Source organism: Sulfobacillus harzensis, assembly GCF_012933365.1.
Lineage (GTDB): Bacteria > Bacillota > Sulfobacillia > Sulfobacillales > Sulfobacillaceae > Sulfobacillus_B > Sulfobacillus_B harzensis.
On sequence record NZ_JABBVZ010000019.1, the window covers coordinates 1 to 15,342 of the forward strand.

The 15,342-nt window shown below is 58.1% G+C and carries 12 protein-coding genes; 10 read left to right on the top strand and 2 right to left on the bottom strand.

Annotated features, from left to right (window positions below):
- Positions 1–602, bottom strand: a 602-nt coding sequence (locus HIJ39_RS07650) for a spore germination protein (protein ID WP_207711535.1), incomplete at its 3' end; no start/stop codon positions are given.
- 765 nt (positions 603–1,367) lie between these two features.
- Positions 1,368–1,658 carry a Spo0E family sporulation regulatory protein-aspartic acid phosphatase gene (locus HIJ39_RS25120; RefSeq protein WP_420824565.1) on the bottom strand — a complete coding sequence of 97 codons (291 nt, stop codon included), beginning with the start codon at positions 1,656–1,658 and terminating at the stop codon, positions 1,368–1,370.
- 320 nt (positions 1,659–1,978) lie between these two features.
- On the opposite strand from HIJ39_RS25120, the gene HIJ39_RS07660 reads away from it, so the two are divergent.
- The 10 genes from HIJ39_RS07660 to HIJ39_RS07705 all read left to right on the top strand — a co-directional run bounded on the left by HIJ39_RS07660 (position 1,979) and on the right by HIJ39_RS07705 (position 15,310).
- Positions 1,979–3,388: an MFS transporter gene (locus tag HIJ39_RS07660; RefSeq protein ID WP_169098338.1), complete on the top strand. Its 1,410-nt coding sequence runs from the start codon at positions 1,979–1,981 to the stop codon at positions 3,386–3,388.
- Between the two features lie 73 nt (positions 3,389–3,461).
- A complete protein-coding gene (locus HIJ39_RS07665) occupies positions 3,462–4,838 on the top strand; it encodes an MmgE/PrpD family protein (RefSeq protein ID WP_169098340.1) in 1,377 nt (458 codons plus the stop codon).
- Between the two features lie 15 nt (positions 4,839–4,853).
- Positions 4,854–6,230 carry an MmgE/PrpD family protein gene (locus HIJ39_RS07670; RefSeq protein ID WP_169098342.1) on the top strand — a complete coding sequence of 459 codons (1,377 nt, stop codon included), beginning with the start codon at positions 4,854–4,856 and terminating at the stop codon, positions 6,228–6,230.
- A 62-nt stretch (positions 6,231–6,292) separates the two neighbouring features.
- Complete coding sequence (locus HIJ39_RS07675) at positions 6,293–7,582, top strand: MmgE/PrpD family protein (protein WP_169098345.1); 1,290 nt, start codon at positions 6,293–6,295, stop codon at positions 7,580–7,582.
- A gap of 145 nt (positions 7,583–7,727) precedes the next feature.
- On the top strand, positions 7,728–8,414 hold the full coding sequence (locus tag HIJ39_RS07680; RefSeq protein WP_169098347.1) for an FCD domain-containing protein: 687 nt from the start codon (positions 7,728–7,730) through the stop codon (positions 8,412–8,414).
- 376 nt (positions 8,415–8,790) lie between these two features.
- Complete coding sequence (locus tag HIJ39_RS07685; protein WP_243239425.1) at positions 8,791–10,353, top strand: GAF domain-containing protein; 1,563 nt, start codon at positions 8,791–8,793, stop codon at positions 10,351–10,353.
- 88 nt (positions 10,354–10,441) lie between these two features.
- Positions 10,442–11,632 carry a M20 metallopeptidase family protein gene (locus HIJ39_RS07690; RefSeq protein WP_169098349.1) on the top strand — a complete coding sequence of 397 codons (1,191 nt, stop codon included), beginning with the start codon at positions 10,442–10,444 and terminating at the stop codon, positions 11,630–11,632.
- The gene (locus tag HIJ39_RS07695; protein ID WP_169098351.1) at positions 11,629–12,795 is read left to right on the top strand and encodes a M20 metallopeptidase family protein; all 1,167 of its coding nucleotides are present in this window, start codon (positions 11,629–11,631) and stop codon (positions 12,793–12,795) included. Before HIJ39_RS07690 ends, HIJ39_RS07695 begins: the two co-directional genes overlap by 4 nt.
- 13 nt (positions 12,796–12,808) lie before the next feature.
- Positions 12,809–14,035, top strand: a complete 1,227-nt coding sequence (locus tag HIJ39_RS07700; RefSeq protein ID WP_243239426.1) for an MFS transporter — start codon at positions 12,809–12,811, stop codon at positions 14,033–14,035.
- A gap of 27 nt (positions 14,036–14,062) precedes the next feature.
- Positions 14,063–15,310, top strand: a complete 1,248-nt coding sequence (locus tag HIJ39_RS07705; RefSeq protein WP_169098353.1) for a metal-dependent hydrolase family protein — start codon at positions 14,063–14,065, stop codon at positions 15,308–15,310.
- Positions 15,311–15,342 lie beyond the last annotated feature (32 nt).

Sequence of the window (15,342 nt, forward strand, 5' to 3'; positions counted from 1 at the left end):
GCCATCGCTACGGCCACGGGATAGCGCGTGCCGAGGCTCAGTTGTTCGAAGACCAGGTGGGGCGTGGCCAGACGATGACGCAATTGGCTCAGTTGAATGGCTAACACGTCGGTAAAGGCTTCCTGCGGACCGCGCACTGCGATCTCGGTTTCGGGACGATCAATGCTGCGCTGGGGGATCTTGGCGGTGTCAAAGAGCCAGGCTTCGGGCACGGCCTCGAGACAGACCGCGGTTTGCCTCTGCAAGATGGCGTCCAGGATGGGGTCCCACTGGGTCTGTCGGGCGACCGGGCCCACAGGCAGGCGCCGAATGGTCCCCTCTTCCCGTTCAAGCAACGGGGCCAAAATATCCCGGTCGACTTGGTTCAGGTCCACCAGATTGTCCAGGTAACAGATAAGTCCCGCTCGGCCCGTCCGCTGATGGAACCGGCGAATCACCACGTCGGGACTGGGGCCCAACACCGCGATTAAGCGGTCGGTGGCCGCCTCGAGGTCCGGAACGTATGCAGTGGCATCGCCTTTGGCGTGCAGGCCGGGCAGCAGGCTGGTTAGATACCGCTCTAGACGCTCTAAGTCGCTCACCAGCGATTGGAGAAGCTCCATACGTGGCCTCCCCTAAAGAGTTTTATGGATATTTTGTGGTATCGCCGCCGTCATTATGCACATACGGCGTGATGCTGCACCCTAGCATGGGTCGGTTGAGTTTTGGATTCCTCGGTCCGAAGGCATAAATTAATGTCGTTCTTGGGATTGTACTTTTACCAGGCCGGATGTTACCGACAAGCGGGGTGTTGAATTCACCGTGGCCTTCGAGTCAGCGATGCACCCGGGTCGAGTGGCCCCCGGGGCTGACCGTATTGCCTACTGGCTGCGCGCAAAGCATTTTTTAGTGGGTCGTTTGTCGTCCGCTCGGTCGTCTTTACATCATCCAATATGTGTCCGGACCGAGACGGCACCCAGCTCGACGTCGTTTGCCGCGTTACGAACGGGGCTCACGTATGAATGCTTGATAAAGAGGCTTTTCCATTCAGGGGAGAACATTAAGGGCGACCTGAGTCGGGTGTTGGGGATGCTGTTGGAGCGGTGGCAGCTCCTTGTGGAGCGAATGACGCTTTCGTACACAAGAGTGGCAGGGTCCCGGGCACGGTAGCGAAGGGGGATGGCATTGGATTTAAATATACGGCCGCACGCCCTCGGGATCAAGTCTACAACCCTGAAGCGCCCATGCCCGAGAAGGCTCAGGGCTGGGCGCGGCGCACGCAGAATGAACTTCCGAGGGCGCCTCGGACGCCGTCCTGAGGAACAGATTGGGGGTGATCGCACGATGCCGGAGATTCGCTCCATCGTTCCAAACCTTTCCGTAGGGTTTTAGTCCCATGTGCTACTGGCACACTCAGTTCGATAACACTCCACGATTAGCCGATCTAATTGCACGGAGCATTCAAGAACGGCTGGATGCGTGAAAGCCGCATGCGTCTCGTACAGACGACATAGTTGACGCGACAGCGTTGCGATATCATCGCTGATGGTTCGTTCTAACCCGTCCATGGAGCCCTTCTCCAATACTAGAAATTTTCTGTCCCACGATACTATACTCCGCCGGTTTCCACGAAGATCGTCGAAATGGGTCGGCCTGAAAGAAAACTCGTGACCATCCATAGAACGATGACTGCTCGTGTCACTTTTATCCGTGATGCTCCTGAAGGCCGAGATGGGGGATGGGACCGTTGGTCCTCGTTCTCAGTTGCGGTGGTGGAACCCCAAGAAACCCTCTGCGCCGTTATTTTCGTCGATCAACGCCGTTCGAATGAGTCTCGAATTTTCAATGTCGACTCCTCGGGGCGATCGATGTCGCATGATTCAGATACAACATGGCAATTTTCAGTTGACAGATAATAATAAAATATAATTAATTAGAGTTGGGAGCTGGGCTTCTGTCTGATTGGACGCCGCCTGGTATGGGCGGAAAGGAGATGGATATGTCTACGATTGCCAGTGTCGACACAGATATGGCGAGTATTGCCGCTCGCGTTGACCGTCTTCCCCCCTCACGGGGATTGGTTGGATTGGTTGCTCGCATTGCAGCGGGCGGTTGGTTGGAGTTCTTCGAGCTAGCACTTCCAGGCTATATTTCGCTCGGACTCATTAATGCAGGGCTCTACACCAAAACCGCGACGGGTCCCTTGTTTGGTCTTCTCGATCCGAAGGCTTACGCGACCTTCATTGCGGCGTTCCCGGCGGGCATGTGGATTGGAACGTTGGTTCTTGGCCGATTGTCGGACAAATACGGGAGACGGACAGTGTTCACCATTCCCATGATTGGCTATTCAATCATGATGCTCTTAATTGCCGTTTCGAGCTCGCCGCTTTTGATTGATATCCTACGGGTCCTCGCAGGAATCGGCGTCGGTATTCAATTAATCAACAATGATGCCTTCATCTCAGAAATCACCCCTCGACGCTTGCGGGGAAAATACTTAGCGACTGCGCTTGTGATTATCCTGACGTCGTATCCGATTACCGCCCTCCTTGGCTATGCACTGGTACCCAACCATCCGTTTGGGATTGCGGGATGGCGCTGGGTGGTCGTGATTGGCGGAATTATGGGCTTTGTTGTGTTGCTGGTACGACGTGGGTTGCCGGAATCGCCCCGGTGGCTGGCTGCCCATGGTCGAAACGAAGAGGCGATGACGGTGCTGGCGGAGATTGAGCAAAAAATCCGAAACGAGATTGGCCGTGATCTTCCCGCTCCCGATGCCGTGGTCGTGGAACAAACGGTGAAGGGTTCATGGGTCGAGATGTTTCAACGGAAGTACGGCCGACGTACGCTAATGATGTCCATCTTCCAGTTTACGCAGACTATCTCCGTGTTCGGGTTCACCAGTTGGGTCCCGGTGTTTTTGGCGGATAAGGGGCTTAGTATCGTCCATTCGCTCCAATACACGTTCGAGATTGCCATTTTGACGCCCTTTGGCGGGCTTCTGGCGATGCTCTTGGCGGAACGCATGGAAAGAAAATGGCAACTGGTTTCAACCGGGGTTATTATCGCCATTGTCGGGCTAATCTTTGCGGCGATGAACGCCCCGGCCTGGATTGTCATTATCGGTGGCATGTTGACACTCGCAAACTACTGGATGATCGGAATATTCCACACGTACAATGCCGAGATCTTCCCCACCCGGATTCGTGCCCAAGCCGTGAGCTTTACTTTCAGCTGGAGCCGGATTTCTGCAATATTCGTCGGCTATGCTGTCTCGAGCTTGTTGGCGGCGTATGGCGCCGGGGCAGTGTTCGCCATGATTGCTGGTGCCATGGCCGTTCTGGTGGTTGCCGTCGCAACCATGGGGCCTCGGACAAATGGCCAACGCTTGGAAGAGCTAGCGTCCTAGTCGGTTGCTGTGGCCCCGTTGTGCAGAGTTCATGCGGGCGGGGCCATTAAGGTGTCGCGGGGGAGGGTAGGACATGGACCGAGTCATTGAACGCATCGTATCGATGGAACAGACAATCGCCTACAATCGGCTACCAACAAACGCGGTTCAGGCAGCGCGACGCCATCTGGTTGATGCCATAGGCTGTGCCCTAAAGGGCTATCGAGAGCCGGTTGCGGAGATAGCGCGCGCCCTGGCATCCGAAGTGACCGGTGCCCGTCCGGTCAGTGTATTGGGGATGGGACGCGGGACCACGGCCGAAATGGCGGCATTTGCTAACGGGGTAATGATCCGCTGCCTCGATTTGAACGATACCTACTCTTCCAGTGGAGGGGTTGGTCATCCTAGTGACTATATCCCGGCCGTCCTAGCAGCCGGTGAAGAGGCTGGGGCACCGGGAACGGTGATTATTGAAGGCATTGTGCTTGCCTATGAGGTGTTTTGCCGACTGACTGACGCCACGCACTATGGAGTCACGGGATGGGATCACGTGTGCAATGGGGTCATCGCCAGCGCGGTCGCTTCGGCCCATGTGCTGGGATTGGCGCCGGAGGAAATCGCGAATGCGGTATCGCTTGCCGCCATTTCGAATTTCGCCCTTCATGAAACCCGCGTGGGTGTGGTGTCCATGTGGAAAGGGGCCCAAAGTGCCAATGCTTGTCGAAACGGCGTATTTGCCACGCAACTGGCTCGACGCGGCATGACAGGACCTGAGGCCGCCTTCGAAGGGCGGGTGGGCATCATTAAGGTGGCCGCTCCACAATTCGATCTCGACTTGTTGACGACGGACATGGACCGCTTGGCGATTTTGGAATGCCACGTTAAACGCTATCCTGCCGGGTTCTTCTCGCAAAGTGCCATCGATGCGGCGCGGGAGATCCATCGACGCATTGGCCATCCCGCACGCCTCCGAAGCGTTCAATTGGGCACCTTTCCTTTCGGCGTTCAGGTGATGGCGGGCGATCGCGAAAAATGGGCGCCTAAGACCCGTGAATCCGCCGATCATAGTCTCCCTTATCTCGTAGCGAAGGCACTTCAGACGGGCGATGTGAGTTTTGACGCTTTTGCCCCCGAAGCTTTGGCAGACCCGGACGTGGCACGCATCTTGAGTGTTCTGAGCGTCGTGGAGGATCCCGATTCGGCAGCGTCTTGGCCCAATGAAGCGCGAAATGTTCTGGAAGTGACCTTAGATGATGGAACGGTTGAACGCGTGGTGGTGGAAAATTACCTAGGTCATAGCAGAAACCCCATGCCGGATGACATGATCAGTGAAAAATTTCTGGATGGTGCGCGACCGCTTCTCGGTGATTCGGCGGCCGACACCTTTCTTCAGCGGTTGTGGCATGTTGACGAGCTTTCGAATATCGATGAGCTCATGGCAACGTCGTTGGTTCGGCAGCCGCAGCGGTAAAAGAGGAGGATACCCATGTCAAGCATCAGTGAGGAAATGGCGCAGTTAGCTAACTACCTGGCCAATGTAAGGCACCAAACACTGCCCGACGAGGTTTCGCACCGAGCCTCCTTGCACATTTTGGACACCATTGGTGCCATTGTGTCGGGAGCCGAGATGCCAGCCGGACGGGCGGCGAAGAACTGGGTGGATTTGGTGTGTGGTCAAGGCGGAACCGGGTCGGCTACGGTATTTGGACGGACGGGACGGGTCGGCCCCATCGCAGCGGCGCTGGCTAACGGGATGTCAGCACATGCAGATGAGACGGATGATTCGCATATGGAGTCCCATGGCCATCCCGGATGCAGCATTGTGCCAACGGCTCTTGCCGCAGCCGAGGATGTTGGAGCAACGGGCAGGGATGTGGTGCGGGCGGTTGTCGCGGGTTATGATGTGGGGTGCCGCGTGAGTCGAAGCGTCGGGGCTGCGGATTTTGATCTTCGTACTGGGCAGCGCAGCAGCCATGCATTGGTGGGCGCCTTTGGATCTGCCGCTGCCGCAGCGGTGCTGTATGGGTTGAGTGAGCGAGAAATTCGATACGTTCTCTCCTATACCGCACAGCTCAACTCCGGCGTAACCAGTTGGATGCGTGATGTTAACCATGTTGAAAAGGCGTTTGTGTTTGCGGGAATGCCGGCTAGCCAGGGAATGGAGGCCGTGTCCCTTGTCCGGTCTGGGTGCACGGGGGTAGAAGATGTGTTTTCGGGCACCCCCAACTGGTTCGAAGCGATTGTGCCAAACGCAGACCGCGGAGCCTTAATCCGAGGACTTGGATCCGACTACGAAATTCTCAAAGCCACCATCAAAAAGTACTCTGTTGGTTCTCCAGCTCAAGCTGCCGTTGTGGCAATCGAAGAGATGATGGCCGAGGAAGGACTCATGGCGAGTGGCGTCCAGAGTATTCTTATTCAACTCCCGACAAGTTCTTATGTCATCGTGAACAATCGTACTATGCCCAGCATCAACGTGCAGTATCTCGTATGCGGCACGCTTCTGGATGGCAAATTTAGCTTTGCCATGGCGCATGATGAGGAGCGGATGACCCACCCGGACATTGTCTCGTTGATGGAAAGGACCACGCTCGTCCCAGAAGATGCCATCACGGGCACACGGAACGCCATTGTGACAGTGGTAAGGGATACGCCCGAGGGCACCAAAACGTATCGCCGCCACGTGACGCATGTGCGTGGCACCTCGTATCTTCCCATGACGGCTGACGAAGTGCGCACCAAGGTGATGGATTTGGTGGAGGGGATTCTTGGCGCCGCCCCCGCCGCCAAGCTGTGCGACCGTATTCTTAACCTTCAGGAGGAACCGCGGGTCCGAGATGTGATTGCCGAGCTTTATCCCTAGGATTTCACCGTGGAGAACATCCAAACGAAGAGACGATCTCAATTCCTCGGGAGGGACGAATCATGACATTGCTTCAGCGTGTAGCAGAATTTATTGATGAGCAGAAGGCTGCTGCTTTGCCGGAAGAGGTAGCAGAGCAAGCGCGGCGGGCATTAGCGAATTGGACGGCGGTCGCGTTGCACGCCGCAAAAACTTCGGAGGGGCAGATTTTCTTAGAGGCCGCCAAGGCTCTCGGACCCGGCACGGCATCGTTAGCGGATGGCACGCGGGTCATTGCCGCGGAAGCTGCCTTAGTAAACGGCGCGTTAGCGCACGTCGACGACTTTGATGACACGCATTTAGCCACCGTGACCCATCCCAGCACCCCAGTGGTTGCAGCCGCACTCGCCGCATGCGGGGGTGACACGGATTGGAAGGCCTTTTTGAAGGCGATTGCCATCGGAACCGAGATTAATATTCGAATTGCGGAATTGCTAAACCCCGGGCATTATGATGCCGGTTGGCACATTACGGCGAGCGTCGGAGCCATTGGGAGCGCCGCGGCGGTGAGCTATTTGTGGGATCTTCCGGTTGATCAAACAGTCCATGCGTGTGCGCTGGCTGCCATGCAACCGGTTGGCCTTCGCGCCGCTTTCGGCACGATGGCGAAGTCATATCAGGTGGGCTGCAGCGCTCAGAACGGATGGAAATCCTCATACTATGCGCGGTTCGGAACCACCGGTCCTAAGGATGCGCTCGAGCATCGCAGGGGTCTTCGTATTACCAGCCCGGATTTCAATCCGGAACGATTGAATACGTTAGGGAGGGAGTGGACCTTTCTCCATGATACGTTCAAACCCTACCCATCCGGGATTGTGACCCACCCCGCCATTGATGCCGCCCGAGCGCTCCATGGCCAAATCACTCGGACGGCTGACATCGAACGCGTTGTCGCGGAGGTTAATCCGTGGGTCGTCGAGTTGACGGGTCTGCGAGCTCCCAAAGATGGATTGGAGATTAAATTCAGTGCGACCGGACTGGTGGCCTTGGGACTTGTCCAAGGAAATATCGGACCCGAGGATTTTGTGGCCGGATTGTCCGAGGAAGCATCGCGTCTAGAACAAAGTGTTACCCTGTCAGCGTCGGAGGGTCTAGAGCGTGACGCGGCGGTGGTCACAGTATTCTTGCGTTCCGGAAAAGAGCTCTCAGAACGCATAGCCCACGCACGCGGAAGTCTCGAGCTGCCACTTACTTGGGCGGAATTGGAGGAAAAATTCCGTGTGTGTACCGCGTCGTATTCGAGGAGCTATGCCGACAGCGTGTGGGACCGTATTGCGGTCGGGACAGACGGGCCGACCAACCTCTTTGGATAGCGGCTTGCCATATCTTCGCAAGTGACAGGAGTCATATTAGGGCTTATTCGGCGACACAGAGGCTGGTGTCGCCGAATCTCTTGCATAGCGACGGGTAACTTTGAATTAGCGCTGGGATATCATTTATAATTATGAGAAAACGGGGGTGGGCCAGACGCACAGCACCTTGGCTCGGCAGATCCATGAGAGTCTTCGGGCTCGCTTCGTTGCCGGAGAATATTTGCCCGGGGTCCGGTTATATGAAGAGAAATTAGCCAAGGAGTTCGACGTGTCTTTGACGCCGGTGCGCGAGGCAGTCAAGTTGCTGGAGTCGGACGGGCTGGTGGTGAGAAAGGCGCATCGAGCGCTCTTCGCGCGGCAATTTACCTTGAAAGAGGCTCAGGAAGTCTATGATGTGCGTCAAATTCTTGAGCCGCATGCAGCGTCGCTCGTCGCGCAGCAGCTTGATCCCCAATGGCTTGATTCCATGAAGCTTTTGTTGCAGGAACAGAAGCAGGCGTTGAATGCGGAGGAATTTGGGAAAGTCCAAACCCTCACAGCCACCTTCCATATTCGCATAGCCCAAAAGTCGGACAATCACCTGCTGGCATCAATGATTGAACGGATATGGCTAATGGTGCCATTGTTGCGGGCTTTGGCGTGGTATGAAAGCCATTACATGCGGCCTGTGCATGTTGTCGATGAACATCGTGCCATGCTGGATGGAATGCTGCTCGGACCAGAACAGGCTGCCCAATTGGCGTTAAATCACGTGCGTACAAGTTGGGAAGGGGTCAAAGGCGCCTTGGAAAGGGCGCTTGGCGCCTCGGAGTCGGGCCGAGATTCCGTATAGGTTGGAGTTGGCTTTGGCGTGTGCAAACTTGATACGGTTCAACGAGATGCTTATGGTCTCCGCCAGTCCGCGTCGAACCATGGTTTCCTTTCGGGAGAGATGATCCAACCTCGCCAGTAGTACCATCGCGCAAGAAGGCGCGTCCCAGAAGTGGAGACGGCAATCTCCTTGGCGGGTGTTGCCAACGTGCTTGACGTTATGGCGACCGTATATCCGTGTTCATTGTGGGCTCGCAATTCGGGGTAGGTTGCGAAGTGGGAGCAGGCCATCTATGAGGAACCGGCTAGCGGCGCTTCCCCGACCGCAGTTGTTGCTCAATGGGTCAGAATTTGAATCATAGTCGAGGAGTCAGCGCCCAAGGTCAAGGAGGAGCGGGATGTTTAGAGACGTGCCACCGAACACGTTGGAAAAACTTTTGTCCTTGACGCGCCGATTGACGGCCCGGCGTGACATGGACAGCTTGCTGCAAGAGCTTCTGGACGGGAGCACAGCGTTGATTCCGGGGGCTGATTTTGTCTGCGTGTTTTTGTATCGGCCTGATCTCAATGCACTAGTGCCGGTCGGAGGGATTGGCTTCGATCTCGGCATCTTGAGCCAAATCCAATTAAAGCCCGGCGAATCCATGACGGGAAAGGCATTTGTTGAGGGCCGGCCGTTGCTCTTGCCTAGTCCAGAGGTGATTCGAGAGGCTCAAGCAAACCTTTCGCCCGACCATGACAGGGCGGTGCGCCGCGCGGTGGGGCGGCCGGACAATCCGGTGCGGAGTTCCCTTGCGGTTCCCATGGCGACGGACGATCGCATTCTCGGGGTGCTCGTGATCGACAATTATGATACCGACCGCGATTTCACGACCGTAGACTTAGCTGTCGCAACCTCCTTGGCAGATCACGCTGCGGTGGCTGTACTAAACGCCGAAGAATACCAAGCTGTGCAGACTCTGTCTCAGGAGCTTCAGCGCACGATGACCGTTCAACATCGACTGCTCTCCAGCATGATGTCCTCACACGGAAGTCTCGAAAACCTTCTGCGCTCGTTATGGCGAACGATTCGCCGGCCGTTTCGGCTGTTGGAGGCGAACGGCGAGGTCGTGGCCGAGCGGGGGGCGTTGGCGCAGCCCGCGAGCTTTGCGGTCATGGCAGGTCAGGAGCACTTGGGCGAGCTTCAGGTTTCGGGCCCCGTACACGGGTTTGAACGGTTGGCGGTCGAACAGGCCCTGCCGTTAATCGCGCTCGAGTTCCTCAAAGAGGCAGCGCGCCGCCAAGAGCGATTGCACGCCCAAGCCGAAGCCTTTCGACGGATCTGGGATCGGGATTACGGGGCCGTCGACGCACTGCTTCAGCAGTACGGTCTTCATCAGGGTCATCCCCGCATGGCGCTCATTTCAGGGCCGCCCCCGACTATCGTGGGTCGCCTGACGCGCATGAAAGACGTGCCGGTAATGCAACGCTCACAGGACCTCCTGCTCCTAGTGAGCGACGAGACCTGGCCGCGCATTCGTGCGATGGTGGATGCGGACACGCCCGTCATTCTGGGATGGCCGTTGGATGACAGCCATGATTTGCGGTCGGAGTTTGCAGGACTTCTATTGCTTTTGGAAGCCGCCCGCCGGCTGGGATATCCACGCTTGCACGGGGAGGTGCGGCTCAGCGAGTTCCCGGAGATGACATTGATTGCTGCCGTGCCGGGGCCGGTGCGAAGGTGGTTTTGCGATGCGGTGCTGTCCCCGCTGGCCGGGGAATGCGAGCTCTTCGAGACTATCAAAGTGTGGGTGTTTGCCGATCGGTCGTATGAGCGGACCGCTGCCGTCATGCATACCCATCCGAATACGATCCGCTATCGCGTGGACAAGGCGCGGCGCCGTTGGGGCCAACCGTGGGACGACCGCACGGCGGCGCTCCTTCGGTGGGCGTTTCTTGCCGAATTGGACGCCGATTTGTAATCATATCCAAAGGATTAAGAAAATATTGGAATCACCTCCATGGCGGATGTCGACCCGATGAGATGAGAATGGCCATGGGAGGGATTCCATGTCACTCTTGCGTGAGGCGCAAGCCATGAGCGCCCAATTAACGGCATGGCGCCGGCATTTGCATCAGTTCCCCGACCTTAGCTTTGATGAACGCGCGACCCAAGCCTATCTCATGGAGCAATTGCAATCCATGGGTCTGGTTCCTCGCCCGGTGGCCGGGACCGGGGTGGTGGTGGACCTCGGAGACGGGCCGCGCGGTGTGGTTATTCGCGCAGACATTGATGCGCTGCCTCTGATGGAAGAATCAGACCATCCTTTTCGGTCGCAACATGCGGGCATTATGCACGCCTGTGGGCACGATGGCCATACGGCGATGCTTCTTGGCGTCGCCTCCGTGTTAGCGCGTCAGGAAATATTGCCGGGGCGGATACGTCTTCTATTCCAGCCCGCCGAGGAGCGATTCCCCGGGGGCGCTCAGCCACTCATTGCCGACGGGGCCTTGGACGGCATTGACCGTGTCTTGGGTCTCCACCTGGCCTCGGATTTGGACACGGGGTTGGTAGGCGTGATGACGGGTCCGGTGACGGCCAACGCCGATGAGTTCAGGATCTTGGTGGAAGGGCGCGGGGGTCATGGATCGCAACCAGAAAGCGCCGTCGATCCGATCGTGGCGGCAGCTAGCTTGGTCACGGGTCTTCAGACCATCGTCAGCCGAAACATCAGCCCGCGACAGGCGTCAGTGGTCACGGTGGGGACCATTCAAGGCGGCAGCAATTTTAACATCATCGCTCCCCGGGTCGCGCTGACCGGTACCGTGCGGACGTTTCGCGAGGAAGATCGGGCTCGGGTCCACGATCGGATGAAGACCTTAGTCGACCGCATCTGCCAAGCGCACGAGTGCCAGGGTACGCTTGACTACGCCTATGGATATCCGAGTGTGATGAACAGCCCTCGGGAGGCACAAGTGGCCGAACGCGTCGTGCTGGAACTCCTAGGTCCCGGAGCGGTTTGCCAACATGGCCCATTAATGGCCGGGGAGGACTTCGCCTATTACCTCGAACGAGTCCCGGGGTCATTTTTGATGCTTGGGTGTCGGAATCCCGCTGTGGGTGCGATCTACCCCCACCACCACCCCCGCTTTACCCTGGACGAGGCCGCACTGCCGATTGGGACAGCGGTGTTGGCCGAGACAGCGCTCGCCTATCTCACCTTGGAGATCGAACCCTTAGGAATGGAGGCACGGTCATGATTCCCGCAGCGATTCAATCGTTATTGCCGACTTTGACCGCCTGGCGTCGGCATCTTCATCAGCATCCGGAGCTGGGCTATGAGGAACAGGAGACCCAAGCTTTCATTATGCGGCAACTTGCCGATATGGGGCTCAAACCGTATGCGGCGGGCGAGACGGGCGTGGCCGTGGACCTGGGAACGTCGGGCCCCCGGGTTCTGGCGCGGGCCGACATTGACGCACTACCTATCGATGAGGAAGCAGACGTCCCGTATCGCTCGCAACGCCCCGGCGCTATGCATGCGTGCGGCCACGATGGCCACACCGCGATGATGCTAGGCGTGGCGTCTATTCTCCCCGATCTTCTGGCACAACGCGGAGGCCGGGCCCGTTTGATCTTTCAGCCCGCCGAGGAACGACATCCCGGCGGGGCCTTAAAGATGATTCGCGATGGGGTCCTGGACGATGTTGTCCGGGTCACCGGACTCCATCTCCAGGCCGAGATGGAAAGCGGTCGGATTGGCGCCCGGGTTGGGGTGCAGTCGGCCAACTCCGACCGCTTTGTGATTCGCATCGAAGGGCAAGGGGGGCACGGGTCGGCGCCGCACGAAACGCGTGACCCCGTGCCGGTGTTGGGACAAATGGTGACAGCACTCCAGACTTTGGTCTCCCGCATGGTCAACCCCGTCGACGCGGCGGTGGTCACTATTGGCGCGGTGCAAGCGGGTTCGGCATTTAATGCCATCCCGTCTTCGGCGGAAATTCGCGGTACGGTCCGGACGTTCCGACCGGAGGTTCAAGACCATCTTGAAGAGGCCATGGTCCGCATGGTGGCGGGCATTGCGGAAGCGTCCGGCCTTGAAGCCACATTGACTTACATGCGCGGGTATCCCAGCGTGGTAAACACGCCTGAGGAGCAGCGCCTGCTGCAAGCGGTGGTTGAGGAGCATGCAGGCTCCGGCGTCTGGATGGACGTACCGGAGCGCATGGGCGGCGAGGACTTCGCGTATTATCTCCACGAACGCCCCGGGGTGTTCTGGAATCTCGGCGCCCAACCGAGCCCGCATCCGTACCCTCACCACCATGGGAAGTTTACCTTTGATGAGTCAGTCATGCCGCTTGGCGTTTGGATTATGGCTCAGACCATTCTCGCCTTTTCCCACGCCGCTGTCACACAGTCATAAAGGAGGTCCTCACATGGCGCATATGGAAACACCTGCCCACGGGCAGCCCAAAGAAACGGTTCGCTCGGCCGCGCGACAAAGTTCAGGGCGCTTCATCCTGATTTTGATTGTGGCCGCTATTCCGGCATTTCTTGAGGGGTTCGACAACAACCTTTTCACCTATGGGGCACCGTACATTGTCCATAATGTGCATGGTACGGCGGCGCTGTTGGGGAGCGTGGCCACGGGCTATGCGCTGGGCATCGCCGTGTTTAGCATGCTCGGGGGTTATCTCTTTGACCGGACCCCCGTCAAGTATACGGTCATGGCCTCGATTGTGCTCTTCGCCGGGTTCACGGTGCTGACCGGCTATGTTACCAGCCCGGTGGGCCTTTGGATTTCCCGCCTTGGGGTGGGGCTGGGGGTTGGCGTTTTCCAACCAGCCGGCGCAGCACTGTTGGGCGACATTTTTTGGGAAACACGGGGTCGGGCGCTCTCCGTGTTCTCGGTGCTCTTTGGCCTTGGACTGTTTGTGGGGCCGTACCTCATCAATCCCTTTCTGCCCCATTACCAAACGCCGTTTGTCCTGTCGGGCGTCGCAGCCCTCATTTCGCTTGTGCTGTTTCAGATTTTCATTCCGCGCACGTACAAAGTCCTTGAGCGGCAGCAGTTGAAGCTCTCTGGAATGTTCAACCGCAACGTGATTATTCTTTCTATCGCCATTTTTCTCTTCGGCATCACGCTATTCGGTTTCCTTGGATACTACTCGGACTACCTGATTACCATCCTCCATCTGCCCGGCGGCACGTCGGCCGGCATCTACTCCATGGGCGGACTCGGGGGGCTGATTTGTGCCTTCCCGATTGGGTACGTGGCCGACAAAATTGGCCGTAAGCGCGGCGTGAGCCTGGCGTCGCTCCTCATCGTGATTGGCAGCATCGGGATGTTTTTGGTGTCCCGCGATGTGCCGCTCCTATATGTCCTGACCTTCTTGTTCGGCGCCGGGTGGGGCATCTTTGTGGGCCTCTCGGTCGGCTTGGCTCAGGATTCGACGGATGATGCCATCGCCGGGTCGGTGACCGGGTGGATCTACCTGGTGTTCAACATCGGCGCACTGTTTGGCGGGCCGATCTTCGCGGCACTGATTCCCGTCGGCTTTGTAACGGCCGGCCTCATCACGCTGGGTCTCACAAGCCTCTTGTCGCTGGTGCTGACGTTGTTTACGCGACCCGTCGTGCAGAGCAATATTGTCATCGAGTAGCCAGAACACGAGAGGGAAGGGATCAGGATGCGCACAGCCATTTATCACGTGATGATCGTCAATCCGGAGACGGAGCGGGTGGCGCCGGGAACGGTGCTCATTGGGGACGACGGAGGGATTGAGGCGGTGCAGGGACCGGGCGATCCGCCTTCCGAAAGTTCTGTTGCCGTTCTGGACGGTGGGGGCTTGTATCTGTTGCCCGGCCTTATTGACGCCCATGTGCATCTTAGGTCCGATGCGGTCGGCAATCGCGATATGGATGCCAAGCTCACCGCTGCCGATTTTATGGCGCGGGCGTTGATGAATGCGCGCATCACCCTAGAACGGGGCATTACGGCGGTACGGGACGCCGGTTCCTCGTTTGGCATTGGGGTGGCCGTGCGGCGGGCCGTGGAGGCTGGGTGGCACCCCGGTCCTCATGTGCGCACCGCTGGCGAACCGTTCAGCATAACCGGGGGGCACGGTGATCCCCAAAACAGTTGGCCGTCGCATGTGCACTGGGAGACGGGGACGATTGTGGACTCGGCCGATGATGCACGGCGAGCGGCGCGTCGTCAAGTCCGCGACAAGGTGGACTTCTTAAAATTCATGGCCTCCGGCGGCGTCTCCTCGGTCGGGGACAAAAGCACGGAGATTGGGTTGGGAGAAGAGGAAATGCGGGCCGCCATTGACGTGGCCCGAAATGCAGGCATTCGGACCATGGCTCACGCCCAGGCCGAGCAGGCCATCGACAACGCCATTCGAGCCGGTGTGGACAGCATCGAACACGGCTTTTATCTGTCCGACTGGGCGATTGAGACGATGGCGGCGCGCGGGATAGCGCTGGTGCCCACACTAAGCGCCATGGTGCAGATTTTGCAGCATGAAAGCCAGGTGGCGCCGACAACCGTGGAAAAAGCCAAGCTGGCACGGGATGCGCACTTTGCGAGCGTCCAGCGCGCATACGCTGGGGGCGTGCCGATTGTCATGGGGACCGATGCTGGGACCCCATTCAACTTCCATGGAGAAAACGCCCAGGAGTTGGTCTATCTAAGCCAGGCGGGGCTTTCTATGTGGGACAGCCTTAAAGCCGCGACCTCTGCGGCGGCCCGCCTTCTGGATTTGCCGACCGGTCGGCTGCAATCGGGATATTGGGCTGACCTGACCTTGTGGGCGGAGAACCCGGCGCAGGACTTGGGCGTTTTGTTGAAGGCGGACGCGTTCAAGGGCGTTGTCCAACGTGGGCGGGTCGTGCGATGGGAAGAGCCGAAGACCCAGACTTCGTCCGCCGTGTGACCCTTAAATGAAGGCAACGGCGCGTGAGGCAG

Excerpts from the sequence above, each read along its gene's own strand:
- HIJ39_RS07685 (WP_243239425.1), top strand. The coding sequence starts at position 8,791 with ATGTTTAGAGACGTGCCACCGAACACGTTGGAAAAACTTTTGTCCTTG.
- HIJ39_RS25120 (WP_420824565.1), bottom strand. The coding sequence starts at position 1,658 with ATGGATGGTCACGAGTTTTCTTTCAGGCCGACCCATTTCGACGATCTT.
- HIJ39_RS07700 (WP_243239426.1), top strand. The coding sequence starts at position 12,809 with ATGGCGCATATGGAAACACCTGCCCACGGGCAGCCCAAAGAAACGGTT.
- HIJ39_RS07660 (WP_169098338.1), top strand. The coding sequence starts at position 1,979 with ATGTCTACGATTGCCAGTGTCGACACAGATATGGCGAGTATTGCCGCT.
- HIJ39_RS07705 (WP_169098353.1), top strand. The coding sequence starts at position 14,063 with ATGCGCACAGCCATTTATCACGTGATGATCGTCAATCCGGAGACGGAG.
- HIJ39_RS07695 (WP_169098351.1), top strand. The coding sequence starts at position 11,629 with ATGATTCCCGCAGCGATTCAATCGTTATTGCCGACTTTGACCGCCTGG.
- HIJ39_RS07665 (WP_169098340.1), top strand. The coding sequence starts at position 3,462 with ATGGACCGAGTCATTGAACGCATCGTATCGATGGAACAGACAATCGCC.
- HIJ39_RS07670 (WP_169098342.1), top strand. The coding sequence starts at position 4,854 with ATGTCAAGCATCAGTGAGGAAATGGCGCAGTTAGCTAACTACCTGGCC.
- HIJ39_RS07675 (WP_169098345.1), top strand. The coding sequence starts at position 6,293 with ATGACATTGCTTCAGCGTGTAGCAGAATTTATTGATGAGCAGAAGGCT.
- HIJ39_RS07690 (WP_169098349.1), top strand. The coding sequence starts at position 10,442 with ATGTCACTCTTGCGTGAGGCGCAAGCCATGAGCGCCCAATTAACGGCA.